We start from the raw sequence: 22,510 nt of genomic DNA on the forward strand, positions 1-22,510 counted from the left end.
GGTGCTACCCACGAGGACGCCATGCGCATCGCAGGTGAACCCGACCTGCAGCAGCTCTATCGCAATCGCTTTGGCCACGCCCGCGAATCGCGTGCCGCCATTTGGGCCGTACTAGTTCGCGATTTCTTTCAAGCGTGGGTCAGGCGCAGCGACACGGTGCTCGATCTCGGCTGTGGTTACGGCGAGTTCCTCAATCATGTCTGCGCCGCACGTCGGATCGGTGTCGATCTGAATCCCGACAGCGCCGACATGCTCGAGCCCGGCATCGAGTTCCACGGCGGGCGGGCCGATGATCTCAGCTTCTTGGCCGACGAGTCGGTGGATGTGGTTTTCACCAGCAACCTGCTCGAGCACCTGCAGAGCAAGGCCGAGGTGGAGCGCACCATCGCTGAGGCACACCGCGTGCTCAAGCCCGGGGGGCACCTCATAGCGATGGGGCCCAATATTCGCTTTCTCGGTGGCGACTATTGGGATTTCTGGGACCACACGGTGCCGATCAGCGACCGTTCGCTCATTGAGGTGCTCGAATCCCAGCATCTGAGGATCGTCGACGACTACGACCGGTTCTTGCCCTATACGACGAGGTCGCCCTGGCCGCAGGCGCCAATCTTGGTGCGGCAGTACCTGCGTTCCCGGGCGGCGTGGCCGATTTTCGGCAAGCAGTTCGTGATTCGCGCCCGCAAAGAACGAACCGACCTCGACGACGAGCGCCTGATCAGCGTGGTGATCCCGGTCTACAACGAGGGCGAGAACATTCAAGTCTGCGTCCGCAGATTGACCGAGGCGTTGTCGGACGTGCCCCACGAATTACTCGTCTGCTACGACTTCGACGAGGACACGACGTTACCGGCGCTCGCGGCGATGCCCGACAAGCCGGGGACGCTGCGGTTGGTCCGCAACTCCATCGGCAAGGGCGTGGCCAATGCCCTGATCGCCGGCTTTGCGGCGGCCCGTGGGGACGTCGTCGTGACCAGCATGGCCGACCTGTCTGATCCGCCGTCGGTGATTCCATTGATGGCAGCCAAGATTCGCGACGAGGGAGCCGACATCGTCAGCGGTTCGCGGTACATGCCCGGCGGCTCGCAGACCGGCGGGCCCCGGTTGAAGACGCTGATGTCGAGGACGGCCGGGCTCAGCCTGCATTACGTGGGCAGGGTGCCCACCCATGATGCGACGACCAACTTCCGCGGATACAGCCGGCGTTTCCTCGATGAAGTTCCAGTGGAGAGCATCAAGGGGTTTGAGGTGGGTTTGGAACTCACCACGAAGGCGCACTTGATGGGCTTTCGCGTCGATGAGGTGCCCAGCAGCTGGGAAGACCGGACCGCCGGCACCAGCAAGTTCGACCTGGTCGGCTGGTTGCCCTCGTATCTGCACTGGTACGGGTTGGCGATGCGGGGTCCGGTGTTGCGCGGGACCACCGGCTCGCTGGCCGCGCTCGGGGCCCTGTGGCTCGCGCGCCGGCGCCGCTGTGTTGATGCTCAGCAGAGCCGAAAGACATTGCCGTCGAAGTGAATCGGAGTACGCAGGAATGCGGGCCCGTGCGGCCGCAGGCTCCTGGCCGTGCGCACCTGTACTGCTCCACGGGTGGACCTGCTCCGTGACGACATTGGTGAATGCGAGCGCGCGCGAACTGGCGGCGCGGGCGCTTGGCGAGGACCGAGTGCTTGTCACCGGCGCATCGGGCTGGTTCGGGCGCACCGCACTGGATCTGCTGGCCCCGCTGGGCCTGCCCACGCTGGCCCTGGCCAGCCGGGCCCGGACCATTCGGGTCGGGGATCGCGACATCGATTGCCGGGTATGGGACGAGCGGGAAGTGGCCGCCTTTGCGCCCACGGTCGTGCTGGACTGTGCGTTTCTTACGCGCGACCGAGTCGCAGGCATGCCGCTGGGCGAATATGTTGGCGCCAACCGTGCCCTCACCGAGCGCCTGGTCTACGCGACACAGCTACCCGACGTCCGGCTCGCGCTCACGGTCTCCAGCGGTGCGGCCGTTTATCCGCGGGACGCGCTGATGGACCCGATCGAGGACAACCCGTATGGCTACCTCAAGCGTGAGGCCGAGCAGCGCCTGGCACAGGCCGCCGCCGAGGCCGGGACGGTGCCCGTGGTCGTGCGGGCCTGGAGTATCTCGGGTGCTCACGTGCAGAAGCCGGAGGCCTACGCGCTGGGGTCGATGATCCGGGCAGCCAGTTCGGGGGCGATCCGGATCACCGCCCGCCGCCCGGTGTTCCGTCGGTATTCCCTAGCTGAAGAGCTGCTGGCGGTGGCGATCGCCGAGGGCGGGATCGGCCCGGTCACCATCGACAGCGGCGGCGAGCTGGTGGAGATGGCCGAGCTTGCCGCGCGGGTCGCCGCGGTGGTGCGCCCCGATGCGGTGATCAGCCGCGACGAGATCGATCCCCGCAATCCGGATCAATACCATTCTGACGGCCGGGATTGGCAGCGGCTGTGCCAGAAGTGGGATTTGGCTAGCGCACCCCTTGATCGTCAGATCGAGATCACCGCCCGCGGAGTGCTTGGTATGGCCTAAGCAGTTCCGGCGCAGAGTTGGCGAGATTGCCGGGTGTGGTCACTTTTTCGATTATGCAATGTGTGGCGTGTTCGATTGCCTGCGCCGGCGGCGAGGAGCTGAAATATCTTCAGCGGGGGCATTTTTCGGGTAATCCGCCAATGCTCGATATCGAGACCGGCAAATGCGGCCGGTCAAAGTGATCATCGGGCTCTCGATCGGCGAATCCAACGAGTCCAAAACCGCCGCCATGCCCGTGTGCCCTCGGTATGATCCCCGGGAAAGATGCTCTGCAGCGGTGGATTGGATTGGCAATGCGTCTCTCGATCGTAACGACCCTGTACATGTCCGAGCCGTATGTGCTCGAGTTCTACCGGCGAGTTCGCGCGGCGGCGGACAAGATTACGAGCGACGTCGAGATGATCTTCGTCGATGACGGCTCGCCGGACGGATCGCTTGATCAGGCGGTTTCGTTGCTCGGTAAAGATCCCAGCGTGCGGGTGATTCAGCTGTCACGAAACTTCGGTCATCACAAGGCGATGATGACCGGCTTGGCGCATGCCACCGGTGATCTCGTTTTTCTGATCGACTCAGATCTGGAGGAGGATCCCGCCCTCCTCGAACAGTTCTACGAGAAGCTGATAGCGACCGACGCTGACGTGGTATTTGGTTGCCAGGCGCAGCGCCCTGGCAGCTGGTGGAAGAACTTTGGCCCCAAGATGCACTATCGCGCGTCCGCGATGCTGTGCAACCCACCGCTGCACGAAAACGTCCTCACCGTCCGGTTGATGAGAGCCGATTATGTGCGCTGTCTGGTCCAGCACCAGGAGCGAGAACTCTCGATCGCCGGCCTGTGGCAGATTACGGGTTTCAATCAGATTCCGATGTCTGTGCACAAGGCGTCGAAGGGAACAACCACATATACCTTCGCGCACAAGGTCAAGGCGTTGGTCGACAATGTCACATCATTTAGCAACAAACCCCTGGTCTTCATTTTCTATCTCGGTGCTGTAATTTTCATGATTTCCAGCTTGGCCGCGGGATACTTGATCGTCGATCGGCTTTTCTTCCGGGTCTTGCTCGGTGGTTGGCCGTCATTGATTGTCTCCATCTGGATGCTGGGTGGGCTGACGATTTTCTGCCTGGGGCTGATTGGAATCTATATTTCGAAGATTTTCACCGAAACCAAGCAGCGGCCGTACACGATAATCCGAAGAATCTACGGGCCGAACTTCACGTCCCAGGGGCCGGCGTCGCTTGAGGCCGCTTTCCGCGCCATGCCCCCGGCGAGCTGGGAACGCTTCGGCGCGGATCCGGTTCGTTCGCCGCGGGGCGATCGAGGGCTATGACAGCCGTCGAGTGTGATGCCAGTCCATGGCTGGTCCAGCTGCAGGACGCGCTGCACTGCGTAGGCTTCGCAGTTGTCGAAGATGTGCTTGATGCGGGGTTTCTCGCCACAACCCGCGATCGTATGTACCTGGTGCAGGAGCGAATTCTCAGCGAGATCGGCCAGGAGCGGCTCTCGATAGCCGGTGAACTCGGCGTTCTCCGGCTCATGATGAAATACGATCCGCATTTTTTTGCATTTCTCGAAATCCCCGAAGTTCTAAATGTTGTGGATCGCGTGCTCTCCGACACCGCGATCCTTCATCTGCAAAACGGCTTCATCCTTCCGTCGTTCCCGTCTGTTGCCACGCCCGAGGTGTTCCAGAACGCATTTCACCAGGACTTTCCCCGGGTGCTGTCGGGCTACGTTGCCTCGGTGAATGTGATGTTCGCTATCGATCCCTTCACCCGGGACAATGGGGCGACGCTCGTAGTGCCAGGAACACACCAGCGTGCGGAGAAGCCGGACGCCAGCTACCTCACCCGCAACGCGGTTGCAGTCGAGTGCCCCGCCGGCGCGATGCTCGTTTTTGACTCCACTTTGTGGCATGCGGCCGGACAGAACATCTCCGGTAAAGACCGCCTAGCGATCAATCACCAATTCAGCCGCTCGTTTTTCAAGCAGCAGATCGATTACGTCCGCGCGTTGGGCGATACGGTGATCTTGGATCAGCCCGCGCGAACCCAGCAACTGCTCGGGTGGTACACCCGCGTGGTGACCAGTCTCGACGAGTATTACCAGCCGCCGGGGCGGCGCTTGTATCGGAAGGGTCAGGGTTAATTTATTTGGCGGATGCCGGTGCCGCCCACTTGAACGCCGGATGCGCAGCGGGATGTTGCTGCCAGATATTCCGGTGCCGTGACGGCCGCATCATTGGCCCGCGCCGGCGCTGGTGAAACAACTGGGTGAAACAACGGAGCCAAGCTTTGCGATACGGTGACAGGAGCGACTACCTAAGATAAAGTATTGGCGCGTCCGCCGCTATGGAGCGGATCTTCCAATGGAGCGTTTTTGGTTTTATCCATGCGCGAATAACTCCTATCAAACAAAAGGGCCCATGCGCGACACAGTTCGAACAAAAAATAGGGTGGTCTACCCACCGGGGACGATTCTGCAACATCTGTACCTGAAGGAGCGCAGTGCGGCTTGGACTCCGGGCTCCTTTGTTGAGGTTGGTGTCGGATCGGGCCACGTCTCAAACCTGTTGCTATCGCGCGGCTGGTCGGGCGTGGGCTATGAGTTGAATGAGGAGGCGCTCGCGCGTGCCTCGAGTGTCAACCAAGACTTCATAGACTCTGGTCGCTTTGCGGTCCACAACTCCGACTGGCTGGCGGGTGCCGGTGAGCTGGCCCCGGTTGATCTCGTGATTTCCTCAATGGTGCTAGAGCATCTCGACGAGCCGCTGGTCACCGAGTACTTCGAGCGTGCCGCACAGCAGTTGCTGCCTGGCGGACGGGCCGTCTTCTTCGTTCCGGGCTCGCCTCGGCATTGGGGAGTCGAGGATGAGATAGCAGGGCACTACCGGCGCTACACGATCGACAGCCTCAGCAATGCGGCGCGCCAGCACGGATGGTCGCCGATGCACGTTGTCGGTCTGACCTACCCACTCAGCAATCTTCTGCTCGGGGTGTCGAACGCACTGGTGCGCCGCGCAGAGGCCGACAAGCAAGCGCTCTCGTTGCAGGAACGAACCGAACAATCCGGGAACCGCGATGTCGAGTGGAAGACCGACTTTCCCGGCTGGACGGGCATGTTTCTCAACGAGACCGCGCTGCGGCCGGCGCATTGGTTGCAGAAGCGCAAGCGGGCCCAAAGCTCAAAGGATGCTCTGGTGATCTATGCCGAGTGCGCTCCGCCCGCCGGCCTCGGCTAGGGAGTAGCTAGCCACCCACTGGTAGGACGAGGCTTCGCTACCTGGGGGCGTCGTGCGATGTGGGTGCCGACTCCTGCTTGCCGCTCGCTGAGTCCAGACTTAGGATGCTGAGTGTGTGCTCAGCCGACCTGACGGCCAAGGCACGGATCCGCAACGCGGCCGTTGCTCGCTTCGCGCGCGACGGTTTCCAGAAGGTGAATCTGCGTGCCATCGCCACATCGGCGGGTGTCAGCGAGGCGTTGATCTTTCACCATTTCGGCAGCAAAGACGGGCTTCGGGCGGCCTGCGACGAGTACGTACTGAACCTCCTTGTCGGGCGAGCCCGCACCGCGGGGCGTCCCACCGCAATGGCGGATCTGCTCGGCGTCTACCTGTCGAACCCCGAGGAGTACCGGCTCCAGGTGCAATACATGGCTCGGGCAATCGAGGACGACGCGCCGGCCGCCGGCACGTTCGTCGACACGATGGTGGAGGAATCCGAGGCGATCTTCCGGGCAGGTGCCGCCGAGGGCAGCATGCGCCCGTCCTCGGACCCACGGGCACTGGCGGTGCTGAATCTCCTTGTTGTCCTTGGCCTATTGACGATGGCACCTCCCATGGCGCGTGCACTCGGTCATGAGCACTTCGGTCCCGAGGTGCTGCAGCGCATGGCGGTGCCAGCCCTTGAGCTCTACACCCGCGGGCTCTACACCGACGACACACTGGCGAAGGCCGCCCAGGATGCCTGGGCGGCCAGGCGTGCGCCGCAGCAGGAGGGCTAACCGGTATGAGCATCGCGATGCCCGCGTTTTCGCCGGCGCAGGAGAGCCTATTTCTGACGCTGGGTGGTAGAGCGCTCGACAGCCGCTTGCCGCATCCATTCCTCGGGGACACGATCGCCGATGAGATCCTCGGCGAAACTGGCTACGATCTCGGCAAGTTCCCGTCGCTGACAACAAGGCTCATCGACGCCAGGACGAAGGTCTTCGATATCGCGGTGCGGGCCAAGCGACTTGACGAGGTAGCCGGCCGCTTCATCGAGCGCCACCCGGACGCCATCGGGCTGGATCTGGGTGCGGGTTTGGACAGCCGAGTACTGCGCATCAACCCGCCATCCACGGTCGGCTGGTATGACGTCGACTTTCCACAGATCGTCGACCTCCGTCGCCGGCTACTGCCGGCACAGGTCGGCGCGCACAACATCGGCGTTGACCTGACCGATCCGAACTGGCTTGACGAGGTACCCGCCGACCGTCCAGCCGTGATCATCGCCGACGGCCTGGTCGCCTTCCTGCGCCAGCATGACTTTGCGGCGCTGCTGAGTCGACTCACAAACCACTTTGCCAGCGGCGAGATTGCGTTCAATCTCTACACCACCCAAGCCATCTGGGTGACCAAGCATTTGGCTAGCCTCGCCGCGATCAGCGCCGGGGTGGTCAACCCCGGGTTTAACGACCCTCGCCAACCCGAACGCTGGGTTGCAGGTCTCGAGCTGGCCGAGGAAATCTTGCTCACCCGAGCACCCGAGGTCGCCGAACTCCCGTTGGTCACCCGGCTGACGTCGCGCCTGGTGGCTCCCAGCGCAGCGGTGTCCCGCATGATCGGTACCACCCTGGTGCGCTACAAGTTCTAAACCCGGACGCCATTTCCCGTCTGGCAGACCCGCCCGCACAAATGAGACTATTTGTCCATCGAAAAGGTCTGAATGTCGCCATCACATGGGTTCGGAAGAAGCTCAAATGCAAGGCGTTAGCTACGTGTCGTCCCATTGCAGTTGAAATGCACTGCTGATGCGATGCTCGCTATTTGGGTTCGCTTCCCGGCATGCGGCGCGCACGGGCCCGGCCGCGCAGATGGTACAGTCGCGTAATGAGCAGCCTGAATGAGCATTGATGCCCTGGCGAAAGCTCGGCAGAATCTTTGTTCCGTCAGGCGAACTTGACTGGGCGCGCACTCACGCGTCGCAGCCTGTTGCTGAGTGGGTCGACGGCGATATTTTCCGGATCTATTTCAGCACCCGCGATGATCAGAATCGGTCCAGTATCGGCAGTGTCGTAGTGGACTTGGCTGCGGGAGGCAAGGTTCTGGAGATATCGCCAGAACCGGTCTTGGGGCCGGGCGCTCTCGGGATGTTTGATGACTGCGGGGTATCGATGGGTTCGATTGTGCCCGTGGGCGATACGCGATTCCTGTACTACATGGGCTGGAATCTTGCCGTCACTGTACCCTGGAAAAATGCCATTGGCCTTGCCATTAGCCAAGCGGGCGGGCCGTTCAAGCGTTGGTCCACATTCCCGGTTGTTCCGCTGGACGAGGGGGATCCGTACTCAATTTCGTATCCCTGGGTAATCCGGGATGACGACAAATATCGCATGTGGTATGGCTCGAATGTGCGTTGGGAACAGAAGACAAAAAACATGGACGGACTTCCGCACGTGATTAAGAGTGCGGAGTCGATCGATGCCATCCACTGGGAGAAACAAGAACTGGTCGCTATTGATACAGCCGGATGTGATGACATCGCTGCCGCCCGGCCCTGCGTCGTCCGCGATCCCGGGTTGTACAGAATGTGGTATTGCGCGCGTGGCGCACAATACAGCATTTATCACGCGGTGTCGGAGGACGGCGTGATATGGACGCAACTCGGTAAAGACAACGGTATTGATGCCTCGCCTGGCGAGTGGGACGCTAATTCGGTCGGGTACCCTTGCGTCTTCGACCATAAAGGACAGCGTTTTCTGATTTATTCAGGCGATGGCTACGGTCGCACAGGATTCGGTCTAGCAGTTCTGGATGATTAGCGTGTGATGGATGGCGGCTGCGGCGCCCGGATCTAGCCGAACGTGTAACAGCAGACGTCCCCGGTTCTACCCTGTGGCGCAACACCCAAGACGTCAAAGTCGGGGCAGCGCAGGATCGCATAGTTGGCCTTCATCTCGATAGCGGCGTCGTGGGCGCTGATGCCAACAAGATTTGCCTGCAGATGAAGGTAGGTCAGCGGAATGGTCATTGGCCTGGAGTAAACGCCCGCCTGGGTGAGATCGTCGACGATGATACGGCCCCGCCCTAGGTCCATTTTGCACACCCGCGCCAGTTCGGCGGTGTCGCGCGATACTTGCGGCCACCTGCGCAGGACGGATAGCGACGGGCCCTCATACCCGTTCGCCAACGGCCGTACGAACAGGAATGCGTTGAATATCAACGAGGCCCCGACCACGATTCCAACGAGGACGCTAGCGCCCTTGGTGAAGCGGAGAGCGAGGGGACCGGAGACCGACGCGAGAATCAGGCAAGCGGCGACCGACGTCAAGTGGTTCAAGTAGAAATTTCTATAGAAGGCGTGCTGTGCGTCGTAGACAAAGAGAATTGCTACGGGAAGCGTGATCAGTGCCGCGATGACGACCGGCTGATTCTTCTCGAACCGTTCGGGAAACGTGGTGTCCCTAGAGCGGAACCGGATCGACTTGCCGCAGCGAATGGACGCCATCGTCAGGAGGTAAAGGACAAGCCCCGCCAAGAGGACGACGACCACCGAGATGAGCAGGTTCATCACGGTGATCGGGCCGCTCGGGGCATCGACGCCAGGGAGAAAACGGATTGGAAAAAGTGGCGCATAGACAAAGCTGCCAACATAGGAGCGTGCGGTGTTGGCCAGCGCCACAGCCAAATTCCGTGCGCCGAGGTCGGAGCCATCAAAAGCCAGGCTCCGCCAGAACGCCTCAATCTCGGGGTGCTCAGTGCAGACCGAATGGTGCAGCTTCATGGCCGGAGGAACGAACAGCACGAACGGAACGGCGGCCGCCAGCAATCCCACGGACCCGAACCGGCGCACGGCTAGGCGAGCCAAGAGGTAGGCGGTGAGGGGCAGAAACAGTAATCCCTGGACATGGGACCACACCGACAGCGCGGCAGCCAGGAGCAATCCGATGGCAACGCCTAGGTCTCCCGCCACGCCGGTTCGTCTACTCGTCAGCCGTGCCGCGGCAACGAGACAGGACAGGAGTTGGAGTTCCAGCGCAAATTCATATCGAACGAAGATCAGACCGGCCCCGGCCACCCCCACGAACGAAGCCAGAACCAAGTAGCCGGCAGCTGGATTCCGATTGCTGGCCGCTTGGCGGACTGCCATGAACACCACGGCCAACACGGCTGCGAAAGACAGGATGCGCATTTCAAGCGGCGACAGAATGCGCATGGTTTGGCCGAGCAGCCAGGCGACCGGTTCCAAAACGAGCGGAACCGTTTTTATGTTGGACGGGCACATCTCATAGAGGCCATAGATGACCCCATGGTCGGGGATGATGCGCCCAAACTGTTGGCGATAGGCGATCTCGTCGGGATAGATCGGCGACAGTGCCCAGATGCCCAGGCAGAAGAACGCGGCTGCCGTTGCCTTCAGAGCGCGACGACGAGCCGTCGATGGCCCAGTTTCCTCGGCAGGCTCGGCGGCGGGAGGAGAGGAGTCTGTCACTTCACCGCTCATTCACGCGCCGAACGTCAAGATGCGCGTCAAGGCGTCGACGACCCGGTTCTGATCGGCCTCCTGCAGTCCGACCCACATCGGCAGACGGATCAGCCGGGAAGACGAGTCGTTCGTGACGGTCAGGTCACCGCTGGTACGGCCGTAGCGACGGCCGGCCGGCGAATCGTGCAGGGGCACGTAGTGAAAGACGGCGTTTATGTCTTCCTTTGCCAGCGCGGCGAGCACACCCGCGCGATCGGTGCCCGGTGCCAGCAGCACGTAGTACATGTGGGCGTTGTGAGAGCAGCCTTCGGGGATGATCGGGCGGCGTAGGAGCCCGCGTTGCTCCAATGATTCGAAACCTGCGTGATAGTAGTTCCACAGGTCCAACCTGGAGCGGGTGATCCGCTCGGCGTCCTCGAACTGTGCCCACAGAAAGGCCGCGATCAGCTCGCTCGACAGGTACGAAGAACCCTTGTCCTGCCACGTGTACTTGTCCACCTCCTTGCGCAGGAAGCGGCTGCGATTGGTCCCTTTGTCCCGGAGAATCTCTGCCCGATATATGTACTCTTCGGAGTTCACCAGCAAAGCGCCTCCCTCACCCGAAATCACGTTCTTGGTTTCATGAAATGAGAGGGCTCCGAGGTCGCCGATACTGCCGAGCGCCCGCCCGCGGTAGTAGGCCATCGTGCCTTGGGCTGCGTCTTCGACCACGGCTAGCTTGTGGCGCCTGGCGATCGACATGATCGTGTCCATTTCACAGGCCACGCCGGCATAGTGAACAGGGACGATGGCCCTGGTTCGAGGCGTAATGGCTGCTTCGATGAGGGTTTCATCAACGTTGAGGGTGTCGGGCCGGATATCGACAAAGACCGGCACGCCGCCGCGCAGCACAAAAGCGTTGGCCGTCGAGACAAAAGTGAATGACGGCAGGATGACTTCGTCCCCCTCCTCTATCTCGAGAAGCAGGGCCATCATCTCCAATGCGGCGGTGCAGGAGGGGGTGAGCAGCGCCTTGCGGCAACCGGTCTGCTGTTCGAGCCAGGCGTGGCACCGATAGGTGAACGGGCCGTCGCCGGCCAGGTGGCCGCAAGAGTGGGCCTCGGCAATGTAGTTGAGCTCTTGGCCGGTCATGTACGGGCGATTGAAAGGAATCTTGTGCTCCACCATCTGCGCCAACTCTCAATCACCAAGGGGTTGGGCATGTTTGGTGGCGGACACGATCGCGCGCCTGACCATGCTGGGCAGTTCCCGTTGTCGTCTAACGATCAGTAGCCTTTCGCCGTATTGATGCATCTCCACCGGGTTCTTTCAGATCTTCCGTAACCCCGTACTCGGCACCGGACGGCGCTCCGTCGCGGGCCCAATATAGAGGCCATCGGGGGCGGCATCGCCGAGCAGCAGGACGCCCGCTCCGATCACGCACTGCGAACCAACGGTGATGTGGTCACGCAGCGTTGCATTGACGCCGATGAAGCACTGCTCCTCAATTGTCACCCCGCCGGATACGACGATATGCGAAGCCAGAAAACTGTGATCGCGAATCGTCGAATGATGGCCGATGTGATTACCGCTCCACAACGTGACATTGTTTCCGATGGTCACGAATGGCTGAATGGTGTTGTCTTCGAGTAGGAAGACGTTATCGCCGATCCGCCCGTCGTTCAACACGGTGGCGTGGGAGCTGATGTAGCTGGCGAGTTCGTAGCCCAGAGCCTTGGCGGCAAGATATTTTTCCTTGCGCACGCCGTTGAGTTTGGCATAGGCAAGCGCCACGAACATGGCGTGAGATTCCGGCGGGAAGCGTTGGGTGACCTCGTCAAAGGCCACCAAGGGTAGGCCGCAGAACTCGGACTCGCTCGCGTAGTCCCGGTCGACGGTGAAGGCTACGACCTCGTATTCGGAGTCTCTCGTGAAATAGTAGTGGGCGAGCTGGGCGATATCACCACTCCCGAAAATCACCAATGGTTTCTTCATGGTGCCTTCCTAACCAGAATCGTGAATTCATAGAGCCCATAGTCGTGAAGAAGCGCGACGTTCTTCGAATAGCGACGCTTGCAAAGATCGAATAGGGCGCAGGGATCGGCATAGTAGAGGTCGTCACGCATTTTCGACGCGTCGGAATAGGATGTCAGGCAGTTGAAGGCGAAGCCGCGGCGGCTGGCCGCATCCAGCAGGTCCAGCGTCGCCTTGAGGTAGTCGCGCCATTCGGCGTCCGAGCGTTCGAGTCGCACATTGAAGATCCCACTCGCGACGCTGTAGTCCGCTTCCCGGTCGACGCTAGTGGTGCAGATGAAGTCTGCATCCGTCCGGCCTTGGAAGCGTCTTGCCCCTGCGCGTGCCATTTCAGGGGAGACGTCGATGCCGGTGTAGTCCGCTTCGAGGCCACGCGCGTCGAGGTAGTCCAGCAGTGCCCCATAGCCACAACCCAGATCAATGATCGAGAATCGGCCTGCCACATCGACTATGCGCAACAGTTGGTCGAAGCGCAGAGTCTGACTTGCCTCGCCGTTCCAATCGACGCCGCGCGCCGTGGTGCCATGTTCTTCGAGCTTGGATGCGTAGTAGCGAGCCACATCGCCGAGCATGGTCGTTGCGTCTTCCGCCATGAACCTCCCTCACGAGTGCGTAGGGTTCGCTGCTTGGTTTCGGAATATACCTTCGACAGATACGCGGTGATGACGACTCCGGCGAAGAAAATGACCATCCCGCAAACCAGCCGGATGGAGCTCTCCGGTTGCTCGCTGCGCTGAACCGGTGCGATCGAGCTCACCAATTGACGCGAAGGTGGTAGATGTCCACTCCGGTGCGGCCAACTTTCACCACCGACAATGTGACCTCGAGCGGACGAACACCCCTCGCCGAGCTGTCCGCGTCATCACGCAGCGGGCAACTTGCGCGGCAGGTGTGCTGGTTGCTGGCGTGCCGGAGCCAGGCCGCTTAGGGCCACTTCACCGAAAAGACTTCAGTGCAACGCATCTCGCGCGGCTGGCGCGCGTACTCGTTTCGGGTGATCAAGGCGGGAGCCGGCAGGGGCTCGAAGTACTGCCGATAGCGCACCCGGTACTCGCCCGCCGGGAGATCCTGTTTGCGTAGATAGATACTTACCAGATAACGCATCTCGGCCTGATCTTCCGTGAAGAAGCAGCCCGACTGGCCGATATGGCGTCGACGCCATTGCGCGGTCTTCCCAAAATAGACACGATCTGACGCGTGGTAGCCCAGTCGCGATCCATCCTCGGCCAAGACGGGGATCAGCGTCTCGCCGTGGTCGGTCAGCAGCGACAAAGTAAACCAGTTCTCGGCCAAGCGCAGATCATTTTCGTTGAACACGTTGATGGGTGCCATGCCGTAGATGTGTGCGCCCTCGGCCAGCGGGTTGGGTCGGCCCTGATGTCCGATGTAGGGAGCGGGGATGGCAACCACAAAGAACACGGCCAGAAAACTGGCGTGCAGCAGCATGGCGCGTGTGACGGTCAGCTGCGAAAAGTCATCGCTGGCAGCGTCGAGTGAACGCGCGGGCCGTTTACCGGATGGCTTCGTGTAGGCACCCAACAGCGTGTGTCGACGCCCAGCGATCCAGCCGTACGTGGTGGTTCCGAGGCGAAACCACTTGCCGAAGAGCAGAATGGGGTACGCCGGCCAAAGCAGAACCACGTTTCGGGTCACCCTGGTGCAGCAGTCGTACCCCGAGACCACGCCGCCGGTGACTTCATCGATACCGTGCGGATCTGCCAGCGCCCGCTCATCGCTGATGCCGTGCGACTGAAGCAGTTCCAGGTTCTCACTGGCGTTCACCAGCTTGACGCGGTCGAAGATGTCGACCGCCCGTACCGCCTGAACCGTTCGGTCACACAGCTTGCTCTTGTCATCGAAGACCACCGAGAGTTGTCCCGGTGCGGTGATTCCCGCTCGTGACCAGAAGATCCCCGCCCAAAGCAGAAGCTCGATCTGGGGGAGCCAACCGAGTTTCAGCAATACCAGGCTGAAGATGAAAAACGATAAGCCCCAGACGATTGCATAGACGCGGGCGAGGGACCCGATCAGCACGCACGGTACCAGCAGGGCATACCACGGCAACATCGACCACAAAGCCATCCGCGCGAAGAACACGGCCCACTGGTTGTCGGCGAAGAGATGGGCCATGAGTTCGTGCGGGCCGGTCATGAAATTGTTGGTGAACAGCAGGGGACCGGCGGTGCCGGTCTTCCAGGCGGGTTCATTCAGGTGCACCGCAAGCGAATAGAGGCAGACGAGCCAGAAGGAGAAGAGCGCCAGCCATTTTGCGGTCGTGATGCTCGCAGGCGTTGGTCGGCTGGCGTAGTAGAGCAATGCAGCGCGCAGTCTTGGGAAGCGCTTGATGATCCACCCGTCTACCGAGAAGGTCCGACCGCTGTTGACCAGCAGTAACAGCACGGCGAGGATCGCTGCGACGTCGTTTCCCAGCGTGCTGGTACCGAGCACAAGTTCACCGTGGTGCCATTGAATGACCACGAGGAAGATCAGAGTGTATTGGCATAGGACGCCTAGCAGGACGGCGATGCCCGCGGCGAGATTCAGGATGGCGAACAGCAGAATCTGCGGATCGCGGTAGTCAGCCGGGGCGAGATGTAACAACACTTCGGTTGCGCGCCAGGACAGAACGACCCCGAAACCTACCCGAATCATCGCGAACTTCGGTTCCTCTCCCGCGCTCGACGGAAGTGCTTTGCGCCCGACCCTTGCGATCCAGGCATCGAGCGGTACTGCCACCGGTCGGCAGAACCGCACCAGCAGGAAAGCGCCGATCAGCGTGAGGAAGAAGAGCGCGTAGACGTAGGGAGTCATGGATAAGAGTTTTACTCGATTCTCATATGTGGTTCTTCAGTACTGGCGAATCGCCATTGGCGAGTCCAGCCGAGCCAGAGCCGGGTGCGGCCGAGCGCGGGTTGCTCTGTCGGCGTGTGGGTGCCGATGACCGATCGCGCCTCGAGACGACCATCGTCTGATCCGCAGTTCAGCTACGGTCCCATTGGGATTGACGGCGTGGGTGAGACTGTGTCGGTGATGTTGGAGCATGCGGTGCTGAACGTAATACCTGGCCACGAAGCGGAGTTCGAGTCGGCATTTGGGTCAGCCAAGTCGGTCATTTCTCGGTTGCCGGGATTCCAATAGCTCAGCCTGTCGCGCTGTGTGGAGCATCGGGGCAGATATCTACTGCTGGTGCAGTGGGACACGCTGGAACACCACACCGAGGGGTTCCGGAAATCGGCTGAGTACGCGCAGTGGCGCTCGATGCTGCATGGCTTCTATGACCCGTTTCCCGCCGTGGAGCACTACGAGCAGATCGATACGGCATAAGCCGAGCAGTGCTCGGCGCGTAAACCGTTGTTTCTCAGTGCTTTCTGCTTTCTGCTGACCGCAACCGGGTTCGCCGTGCTCGTGACCGCGCCGACGATGGGCGGTTTACCTGCGGCAATACCGCAGATAGTCGGGAGCCTCGGGCCCCATGTTGAAGAGTAGATCCAGAATCGTTACGGCCGGCTCGAACGCGCCCCACAATTGCGTGTAGTCGCGGTAGCCCTCGTAGTCGAACCACGTGAGTTGAATGCCAAGCTCGTCGAAAACGTGCTCATCGACATAAGAGCGGGCTGCAGGCCCTGATACGTATTCTGTCGCTTCGGCTTGTTGGCAGAGGTCGGCCAACCTTTCCGTCTTACCCTCGGCCAATGTGTAGTCCCACGAATTCGTCAGACGTGTCACGATCCCGAGATAACCGCAAATCGCCTCCAAGAGACGCCGGTTGAGTGACGAGAGGTCCTCATACCGTTCATCGAGATAAATTGGCGCAAGCCAGTCGGCGATCTCTGCGTAATGGGGGGCCGCGCCATAATTGAACTCCAGAGCCCGCCAGTGTGCCTTCGCCCAGTCGGTGCCATCGATCAGCGTTTCCCGAATCTTCTGGTGAAAACGTCCCTTGACCTGCACGGGTACCGTTATCCACTGCAGGCCCTGGCTCGTCTTGATTCGGTTCCTGTTCCTCCAGTCCCGCTTCGTATATTGCATATCATCGTAGATGATGAACTCATCTACAAATGCGATCATGTCAAAATATCCTCGCCACGGAACATAATTCGACTGGACAATCGCGACTTTCTTCAACGAAGTTTCTCCAAGGTAAAACAGGGAAAAGGCTACCGAGTCCGAAAATTTCGGGAAAGTATACCACCGAGCCATGCCTTCTACAATGTGGGGTGCGAAAAGTGGTGATGTGGTTCGTCTTTTCGGCTCCCGGCGATGAAGCTTTGTGTTACGTCATTCGCCATTTTTTATGCACCTATTTGGGAAGTGCTGTATACCCGGGTTTCGGATCGAATTTTCCTGGATTTTCCGCGGTGGGTGGCTCGGCACCCATCGGTCGCAGTGCGTCGTGTTCCTCGGGGTGCGTTGTTCGGGGCGGTAGCGCATCGCCATTGCGGCGGCATTGCACCGGCGTTGCACGGCGATTGCACCGTCGACGTGCATGACATCGTCGGAGCGGTGACTGCCAACATGGCTGCTACACCGCAACAAGATTTGCCCAATCCTCCGCGGCAGCACAACGTGCGCACTAGCCTACCGATTAGGGGGGTGCGTTGGGCACCCGCTCTTGCGGAGTTTTCGGATCCGAATGGAGAGCACACGTGAGTCGACCTGTGGAGGTTCCGCGGGACCTGATCACGGCGTTCCGGCAGCAGATCCACGGACTGACGGAGCAGTCTGAGCGCACGCTCCTGCTCGGCATCGTGCTGTGGACATCGGTGGTGTCGCTGGTGACGGGGTTCATCTACGTCCAGTACTTCTCTATCGACGTGTTCAGCTCGCTGCTCTATGTTCCGCAGGACTGCTGGCTTGATTGGGACATGAACGTCGGCCGGCACTGCTTCAGTGATTATGCGTGGCAAGCGACCGCTGCGCTCCGGCCAGACCCTTGGGAACATCTGGGGCCACCGAACTGGCCGGGCAACCCCTACCCGCCAGCGGCCATGGTGCCATTCCTGATTTTCGGGCTCCTCGGTAAGTGGTTGCACTGGCCGCAGCTGGGACTGTTCTGCTACCTGATGACTTTGGTGGTCGCGGTTCTCACCCCAGCCCTGTGGGCCGTCCGAGGCGCGCGTGGTCTCGAGCGCCTGGTGACGTTTTTGGCGTTGGGTGTGGCCGCGATCCCGGCATGGGTCGCCGTCGATCGGGGCAACTCCACCGGGTTCCTGGCGCCGATCGCACTGGTTTTCCTGGTGGCGCTATGCCGCCAGCGCTGGGGCCTGGTCACGGGGATGGTGATTCTGGCTGCCCTGCTCAAACCGCAGCTCGTTGTGCTCGCCGTCGTGCTGTTCGCGGCACGAAAGTGGCGGTTGGGTGGGATCGCGGTGGTCGGTGCCGTGGTAGCGAACCTGAGCGCGTATCTGCTGTGGCCGAGTAACTTCCCGGGGACGATCACACAGTCGATCCACAATGCCCTGGGCTACGGCGCCTTTAGCGAGGCAATCAGCGTCGGAAATGTGTCCTTCGGCAAGGCCCTGTTGTGGATCCCCGACGGGTTGAAGGTTCTCGAGACCGGCGGCACCTTGCCGGATGGCTACCTTGGCGGTCTGCGTGGCCTGATCGGGTATGGCGTTCTGGCGCTGGTCGTCGGGGCGGTGATGGTCCTCGGGCGGCGCATTCCGCCGGTCATGGTGGGCATCGTGCTGTTGGCCGCCGCCTCACTTTTCCCAGCCGTGACGTACCGCTACTACCTGGTGTTCGTCTTGGCGGTCGCAGCGCTGATCGTCCGGGACCCCGAGGGGCCGCCTGGGGCGGGAATTTTCGATCGCATCGGCAACGGTCGTCGGGCCGTCGGTGTCAGCGTCAGCGTCGCTGCGGCCTTCAGCATTGCCCACATCGCCGTGCCCGGCCCATCTTTCCCAGTGCCGGTTGCGGGCGAGCCCGGAGTGCTCACGGCGTTTGGCACAAGTCCGGTCATCACGACCACGGCGGTGGTCACGCCGGCTTTGTGGTTGCTCGCGTGCGCGGTGATCATTGTGTCGTACGCGCGCAGACCGGTTCGCGACGTCTCCGAAGATCCGTCCCCCGTATCGGTGTCGGAGGAAATCGGGCCGGTGGTATCGGCCCGAGAAGCGGCGGAAAATGCGAATGAGACTGTGAGCGACGCTCAAAAGATTTCTGCCATCGCCAGAAATCTTCAATCCGCTTCGGAGGCTAGGCAACTGCGGTAGCTACCGTGGGCGCGCCGGGGCGTTTGCCGGGCGTGCCGATATTTCCGGATCCCTAGATTCGACCGGCAAGTACGGCCAACCCACGCAGGGCCATGTCACCTTCGGGGGCAACCCGCGCCGGCCGTTGCAGGGACGTCTGAATTGCCGCGCGCAGGGGAGCGAAACGTTGCGCTACTCCGCCGCAGAACAGAAGCTCATCGGTCGGTTGGAATCCGACATCGACTGCCCCCTCGACGTATGGCGAGGCGACCGCGGCGACGAGTGCCCGGACCAGGTCCTCGGGGCTGGTTGCGTCAGTGATACCCGACCAGCCGCCCCCGGCGACGGTATGGAACGAGGGGTGAGCGCGGGGAAGTTCGGTTCGGGCAGGCGCGGCGGCGGCGTTGGCGGCCCAACGCCAGGCCTCGTCGTCCGCACGACCGCGTGACAGCAACGCAATACCGTGGGTCAACGCACGCCCGGCCGGCAGATGTGTCCTCGTGTGCAGCAACATTCCGTCGAAGTAGGGCCTGGTCTGGCACCGGCCACCGGCATGTGCGCAGGCAAGCCGGGCGACCTGCCCCCCAGTCGCAATATTGCAGGCTGTGACGCCGGCGCGCAGTCCTGCCCCCAGGAACGCGGCCTGCTGGTCACCCACCGGGGTGTAGACGGTGGCACCCGAACGTTCGTGGACGCCGACCGCTTCCAATGACGATGACACGCGAGGTAAGAGCATGCGTGAGCCGCCGACGGACGTAGTGAGCTGCTCCGACCACGATCCGGTGGTCAGGTCGAACATTCCGGACGCGGCGGCATCGGTGACATGCACTACGAAGTCCGGCTTCTTGGTCAGCGCTGCGGCCACCCAGGACAGCAGGCTATGCACGCGGACACGACCGTCGAAAGCCGAAAGATCGGTTGCGAAAATGCCCGCCACGGGTAGGCCGGAGCGCAGTTCGTTGCCGACCGCATGCCAGACGTCCGGCGCAAAGCTTTGCCGCAACCGATCCAGCTGCGCAATCCCGTTGTGGACACGTAGTGCTCGGTTGTCCTGCCAGGTGATCAGCGGAAGGTGTGGGACGTTGTGTTCATCAGTCAACGTCCAACCGTGCATCTGGCCGCTTAGCAGGATCCGTTGCGGGGTGGCGGCCGGCGGCACCCCTGAGGCGATCGCCGCCTCGACCGCGGCAAGGACCTCTGCGGGGTCGACGGTGCGGTACGGCCCGTCGAGCGACGTGAACGGGGGAAACGGGTACCTGCGCTCCGCGACGACGCCCTCGTCGGGGCGCAGCACCGCGACCTTGACGTAGGTGGCGCCGAGGTCAACGAGCAGCGAAAAGGGGGTCGCCATCCAGGTATTCCGCGACCTCGGCGACAAGTGCCTCGTCGAGCGGCTTCGGCACGATCCGCAGATCGCCCTCGTCGTGCAACACGGCGAAATACATGACGCCCTTGCGCACCTTCTTGTCGCGTTTGAGCGTGTCGACCAACTCGCGGGCCGACGGGATGGCGCCAATCGCGTAGTCGGTGTTGGCGTCAAGGACAGTGCGCACCCGGGCTGCAGTCGCGGGACTGGTCAATCCCCATTTCACCCCGAGAAAGTTGATCAGATCCATGCCCCACATCACCGCGAGTCCGTGCGGAACCTCGTTGTGGGTGAGCGCTTCGAGTGCATGGCCGAAGCTGTGGCCGTAGTTGAGCACCCGTCGCAGATCGGACTCGTGCTCGTCCTGTTCGATGACGAGCCGCTTGCTTTCCAGGGCGTTGCGGATCATTTCCAGCACCCGCGGGTTGCGGTGGCCGCCATGGGTCAGGGCCTCGGCGAGCTGGTCGAAGAAGGCGCCCTCATTGGTGAGCGCGAGCTTGTAGATCTCTCCGTAGCCGGAGTCGACCTCGATCTGCGGCAGGCTCGTCAAGAACTCTGAGCAAACAATCACGTGGCTGGGGGAGTGGAACACCCCGAGCTGGTTCTTCAGGGGGAGCACGTTGATGCTGGATTTGGCTCCGATGCAACTGTCCGCCTGGCTGAGCAGGGTGGTCGGAACGAATGTCCATCCCACACCGCGGTAGTAGATGTGGCAGGCGAAGGTAGCGATGTCCTGGATGACGCCACCACCGATCGCGACGACGTGGGCGGACCGGGTTGCCTTGTTCTCCAGCAGCCAGTCGACGAAAAGGCTTACGCCAGAAAGGGTTTTGCTCTCCTCGTCGGCTGCCACTCGATAGGTCGGGCGTTCCGACAACGGCCCCAAATCGTCGCCGTAGAGGTCCACCAGCGCTTCGTCGATGATCACCAGGGTTTCCGGGCCGACATCGATGAGCTCGGGAACCAGCTTGACTTTCCCGACGAAATCCACAGGATAATCACCCTGCTCGGACTTGATGATCATCCGATCCTGGGTCACACGCACAAGAAACCTCCGTCAATCGTTATCGACTGGCCAGTGATGTAGGAGTTCTCCGCGGACACCAGCCAGGAAATGAAAACAGCAATCTCCTCGGGTTCGGCTAACCGGCGCACCGGAACACGTTCGGCCAGGGCTTGGAGTTGTTTGGCGTCGTTGTTCTGATAGGTGAGGTCGGTGAGCACGAAGCCCGGAGCGACACAGTTGGCCAGCACTCCGTAGGGGCCGTACTCGACCGCAACCGACCGCACCACTTCCTCGATCGCGGCCTTGGAGGCGCTGTAGGCCACCCGGCCGGTGCGGGCCCGATGTGCATAGACGCTCGACACGGCGACGACTCTGCCGAACCCGGCGGCCGCCATCCGGGGGAGCAGCCCCTGCAGGAGCAGCAGATTGGCGGTGACGTTGACCTGCTGCGTGCTCGACCAGTTGTCGGCCGACAGGGTCTGCAATGGTTCGGGATTGTTGATGCCGGCGTTGAGCACCAGGATGTCGACCACTTGGTCCAGGCCGGTGAGGTAGTCGGTAACCGATTCCGGTATCGACAGATCGAGTTCCTGACGGCCAGGCCTGAGGACCGTGATTCCTTTGGACTCGAGGGTGTCGGCAACGCTGCGGCCGATTCCCCGCGCGGCGCCGGTAACCAGGGCCCTGGACGGACCCCCGGCAGAGGACCTAGAAATCACGCGTTGTCACAATCCGCTGGCACGCAAAGGAAAGCGCAGCCGGGCCGGACTCGGTCACGCTCGCTTTCCCTTTCCGGCACGCGCCCAAAACCGTTGGCCTCCCGTTGCCTGCCAATCGTGATCGCCGCAAGGGTGCCTCAGTGGTGATTGAGGACCTTCCAGCGTGCGTCGAGCATCTCGATGCGCTTGGCGTCCTCATCGGTGATGTGACCGTAGTAGTCGCGCTTGTTGAGCAGCCACAGCAACTCGAAGTGGACCGCGTTGAGCAGGCCGTCGGAGATCGATGCGAGCGTGCCGGCCGAGCCGTCGAACACGACCTTGCGGGTTTCGAACCGGGTCAGGTGCACGTTGGCGACCTCGCGGATGGTGTCCAGGGTGTCGCTGGATATCGCGCCGCCCAGGACCAGGTCCAGACCCGCCTGCTTCGCCTTCTCGGCAACGGTGGTCACATACTTGGTGATCTCGGGTGAGTTGATGGTCTCGCGGGTCTGTCCGAGCGATCCGGTGAAGTCCACCCGGCCGAAGACGATGCCATGCACGCCGCGGCCCTTGTTGGCCAGCGCAAGCATCTCGTCGAGGTTGTTGTAACCCGTGATCGTCTCCAGGTTGAACAAGAAGTCGGTGTCGAGTTCCTCGTCCTCGTCATAGACGGCGTTCTTGGCGGCGATGTATTTCGACAGCGCGTAGGCGGACTCCACCATGGGCGCGACGATGTAGCGCACACCGATCTGCTTGGCCTCCAACAGGTCACGCATGGCCTCGCAACCGCCGACCTTGACCGTCAGCGGCAGACCCGCCGAGCGGGCGATGTCGACCAGACGAAGCAACTCGTCGATGCGAGTGCCTTCGGCCTCGAACTCCGCCTTGACGCTCACTACGCCGTGTTTTTCCTTACCCACGCGCAGAATTTCGGCCATCTGCCGTTCGGTCTTGTTCACCATGCCTCCCCTGGTAAAGCCTCGCGTTGAGTGTGCAGAGTATAACTGCCGGTCACGC

General features: G+C 61.6%; 19 protein-coding genes and 1 pseudogene. 10 read left to right on the plus strand and 10 right to left on the minus strand.

Translation table 11 applies throughout. From position 1 onward, the window contains the following. The first annotated feature begins 21 nt into the window (after window positions 1-21). From CCUG20998_RS11085 to CCUG20998_RS11120, 8 genes are all read left to right on the plus strand, one after another. Window positions 22-1,515 (plus strand): glycosyltransferase, encoded by a 1,494-nt coding sequence (locus CCUG20998_RS11085; RefSeq protein ID WP_020728628.1) that lies wholly within the window; start codon window positions 22-24, stop codon window positions 1,513-1,515. An 85-nt stretch (window positions 1,516-1,600) separates the two neighbouring features. Then, complete coding sequence (locus tag CCUG20998_RS11090; RefSeq protein WP_020728629.1) at window positions 1,601-2,533, plus strand: NAD-dependent epimerase/dehydratase family protein; 933 nt, start codon at window positions 1,601-1,603, stop codon at window positions 2,531-2,533. A gap of 293 nt (window positions 2,534-2,826) precedes the next feature. Further along, window positions 2,827-3,861 carry a glycosyltransferase LosA gene (gene losA / locus CCUG20998_RS11095; RefSeq protein WP_020728631.1) on the plus strand — a complete coding sequence of 345 codons (1,035 nt, stop codon included), beginning with the start codon at window positions 2,827-2,829 and terminating at the stop codon, window positions 3,859-3,861. After that, a complete protein-coding gene (locus CCUG20998_RS11100; protein ID WP_020728632.1) occupies window positions 3,858-4,679 on the plus strand; it encodes a phytanoyl-CoA dioxygenase family protein in 822 nt (273 codons plus the stop codon). The genes losA and CCUG20998_RS11100 overlap by 4 nt, the downstream gene beginning before the upstream one ends. 220 nt (window positions 4,680-4,899) lie before the next feature. Continuing rightward, window positions 4,900-5,772, plus strand: a complete 873-nt coding sequence (locus CCUG20998_RS11105) for a class I SAM-dependent methyltransferase (RefSeq protein WP_020728634.1) — start codon at window positions 4,900-4,902, stop codon at window positions 5,770-5,772. A gap of 104 nt (window positions 5,773-5,876) precedes the next feature. Beyond that, a complete protein-coding gene (locus tag CCUG20998_RS11110; RefSeq protein WP_272893404.1) occupies window positions 5,877-6,533 on the plus strand; it encodes a TetR/AcrR family transcriptional regulator in 657 nt (218 codons plus the stop codon). Between the two features lie 5 nt (window positions 6,534-6,538). Continuing rightward, window positions 6,539-7,384 (plus strand): class I SAM-dependent methyltransferase, encoded by an 846-nt coding sequence (locus CCUG20998_RS11115; RefSeq protein WP_020728636.1) that lies wholly within the window; start codon window positions 6,539-6,541, stop codon window positions 7,382-7,384. A 259-nt stretch (window positions 7,385-7,643) separates the two neighbouring features. Continuing rightward, the gene (locus tag CCUG20998_RS11120; protein ID WP_012394068.1) at window positions 7,644-8,552 is read left to right on the plus strand and encodes a mmar_2318 family lipooligosaccharide biosynthesis protein; all 909 of its coding nucleotides are present in this window, start codon (window positions 7,644-7,646) and stop codon (window positions 8,550-8,552) included. Between the two features lie 32 nt (window positions 8,553-8,584). On the opposite strand, the gene CCUG20998_RS11125 is transcribed toward CCUG20998_RS11120, so the two are convergent. From CCUG20998_RS11125 to CCUG20998_RS11145, 5 genes are all read right to left on the minus strand, one after another. Further along, window positions 8,585-10,234 (minus strand): mmar_2319 family lipooligosaccharide biosynthesis protein, encoded by a 1,650-nt coding sequence (locus CCUG20998_RS11125; protein ID WP_020728637.1) that lies wholly within the window; start codon window positions 10,232-10,234, stop codon window positions 8,585-8,587. Further along, window positions 10,235-11,383 (minus strand): dTDP-4-amino-4,6-dideoxygalactose transaminase, encoded by a 1,149-nt coding sequence (gene rffA / locus CCUG20998_RS11130; protein WP_012394070.1) that lies wholly within the window; start codon window positions 11,381-11,383, stop codon window positions 10,235-10,237. It abuts the gene before it with no gap. Window positions 11,384-11,524: 141 nt separating this feature from the next. After that, window positions 11,525-12,190, minus strand: a complete 666-nt coding sequence (locus CCUG20998_RS11135) for an acetyltransferase (RefSeq protein WP_012394071.1) — start codon at window positions 12,188-12,190, stop codon at window positions 11,525-11,527. After that, window positions 12,187-12,822 carry a class I SAM-dependent methyltransferase gene (locus tag CCUG20998_RS11140; protein ID WP_036455583.1) on the minus strand — a complete coding sequence of 212 codons (636 nt, stop codon included), beginning with the start codon at window positions 12,820-12,822 and terminating at the stop codon, window positions 12,187-12,189. Before CCUG20998_RS11140 ends, CCUG20998_RS11135 begins: the two co-directional genes overlap by 4 nt. Before the next feature lie 331 nt (window positions 12,823-13,153). Further along, window positions 13,154-15,040, minus strand: a complete 1,887-nt coding sequence (locus tag CCUG20998_RS11145; RefSeq protein ID WP_020728639.1) for a DCC1-like thiol-disulfide oxidoreductase family protein — start codon at window positions 15,038-15,040, stop codon at window positions 13,154-13,156. Between the two features lie 219 nt (window positions 15,041-15,259). Between CCUG20998_RS11145 and CCUG20998_RS11150 the strand changes: the two are divergent. Beyond that, window positions 15,260-15,553 (plus strand): annotated as a pseudogene (locus tag CCUG20998_RS11150) (antibiotic biosynthesis monooxygenase family protein). Window positions 15,554-15,658: 105 nt separating this feature from the next. Here the strand turns inward: CCUG20998_RS11150 and CCUG20998_RS11155 are convergent. Then, window positions 15,659-16,354, minus strand: a complete 696-nt coding sequence (locus CCUG20998_RS11155; RefSeq protein WP_036450817.1) for a WbqC family protein — start codon at window positions 16,352-16,354, stop codon at window positions 15,659-15,661. Window positions 16,355-16,875: 521 nt separating this feature from the next. On the opposite strand from CCUG20998_RS11155, the gene CCUG20998_RS11160 reads away from it, so the two are divergent. Then, complete coding sequence (locus CCUG20998_RS11160) at window positions 16,876-18,444, plus strand: glycosyltransferase family 87 protein (protein ID WP_036455585.1); 1,569 nt, start codon at window positions 16,876-16,878, stop codon at window positions 18,442-18,444. Window positions 18,445-18,496: 52 nt separating this feature from the next. Here the strand turns inward: CCUG20998_RS11160 and CCUG20998_RS11165 are convergent, their stop codons facing one another. The 4 genes from CCUG20998_RS11165 to CCUG20998_RS11180 all read right to left on the minus strand — a co-directional run bounded on the left by CCUG20998_RS11165 (window position 18,497) and on the right by CCUG20998_RS11180 (window position 22,455). Next, window positions 18,497-19,774, minus strand: a complete 1,278-nt coding sequence (locus tag CCUG20998_RS11165; RefSeq protein WP_020728644.1) for an FGGY family carbohydrate kinase — start codon at window positions 19,772-19,774, stop codon at window positions 18,497-18,499. Then, the gene (locus tag CCUG20998_RS11170; RefSeq protein ID WP_231389655.1) at window positions 19,746-20,834 is read right to left on the minus strand and encodes a 3-dehydroquinate synthase; all 1,089 of its coding nucleotides are present in this window, start codon (window positions 20,832-20,834) and stop codon (window positions 19,746-19,748) included. Before CCUG20998_RS11170 ends, CCUG20998_RS11165 begins: the two co-directional genes overlap by 29 nt. After that, window positions 20,825-21,514 carry an SDR family NAD(P)-dependent oxidoreductase gene (locus CCUG20998_RS11175; RefSeq protein ID WP_020728646.1) on the minus strand — a complete coding sequence of 230 codons (690 nt, stop codon included), beginning with the start codon at window positions 21,512-21,514 and terminating at the stop codon, window positions 20,825-20,827. Before CCUG20998_RS11175 ends, CCUG20998_RS11170 begins: the two co-directional genes overlap by 10 nt. Window positions 21,515-21,651: 137 nt before the next feature. Further along, complete coding sequence (locus CCUG20998_RS11180; RefSeq protein ID WP_223161481.1) at window positions 21,652-22,455, minus strand: aldolase/citrate lyase family protein; 804 nt, start codon at window positions 22,453-22,455, stop codon at window positions 21,652-21,654. Window positions 22,456-22,510: the final 55 nt, after the last annotated feature.

The organism is Mycobacterium marinum, from assembly GCF_003391395.1.
GTDB lineage: Bacteria > Actinomycetota > Actinomycetes > Mycobacteriales > Mycobacteriaceae > Mycobacterium > Mycobacterium marinum.

Bases quoted from the DNA above. Each gene is read 5' to 3' on its own strand.
- CCUG20998_RS11085 (WP_020728628.1), top strand. From the start codon at position 22: ATGCGCATCGCAGGTGAACCCGACCTGCAGCAGCTCTATCGCAATCGC.
- losA (WP_020728631.1), top strand. From the start codon at position 2,827: ATGCGTCTCTCGATCGTAACGACCCTGTACATGTCCGAGCCGTATGTG.
- CCUG20998_RS11100 (WP_020728632.1), top strand. From the start codon at position 3,858: ATGACAGCCGTCGAGTGTGATGCCAGTCCATGGCTGGTCCAGCTGCAG.
- CCUG20998_RS11105 (WP_020728634.1), top strand. From the start codon at position 4,900: ATGGAGCGTTTTTGGTTTTATCCATGCGCGAATAACTCCTATCAAACA.
- CCUG20998_RS11110 (WP_272893404.1), top strand. From the start codon at position 5,877: ATGCTGAGTGTGTGCTCAGCCGACCTGACGGCCAAGGCACGGATCCGC.
- CCUG20998_RS11115 (WP_020728636.1), top strand. From the start codon at position 6,539: ATGAGCATCGCGATGCCCGCGTTTTCGCCGGCGCAGGAGAGCCTATTT.
- CCUG20998_RS11120 (WP_012394068.1), top strand. From the start codon at position 7,644: ATGCCCTGGCGAAAGCTCGGCAGAATCTTTGTTCCGTCAGGCGAACTT.
- CCUG20998_RS11125 (WP_020728637.1), bottom strand. From the start codon at position 10,234: ATGAGCGGTGAAGTGACAGACTCCTCTCCTCCCGCCGCCGAGCCTGCC.
- rffA (WP_012394070.1), bottom strand. From the start codon at position 11,383: ATGGTGGAGCACAAGATTCCTTTCAATCGCCCGTACATGACCGGCCAA.
- CCUG20998_RS11135 (WP_012394071.1), bottom strand. From the start codon at position 12,190: ATGAAGAAACCATTGGTGATTTTCGGGAGTGGTGATATCGCCCAGCTC.
- CCUG20998_RS11140 (WP_036455583.1), bottom strand. From the start codon at position 12,822: ATGGCGGAAGACGCAACGACCATGCTCGGCGATGTGGCTCGCTACTAC.
- CCUG20998_RS11145 (WP_020728639.1), bottom strand. From the start codon at position 15,040: ATGACTCCCTACGTCTACGCGCTCTTCTTCCTCACGCTGATCGGCGCT.
- CCUG20998_RS11165 (WP_020728644.1), bottom strand. From the start codon at position 19,774: ATGGCGACCCCCTTTTCGCTGCTCGTTGACCTCGGCGCCACCTACGTC.
- CCUG20998_RS11180 (WP_223161481.1), bottom strand. From the start codon at position 22,455: ATGGTGAACAAGACCGAACGGCAGATGGCCGAAATTCTGCGCGTGGGT.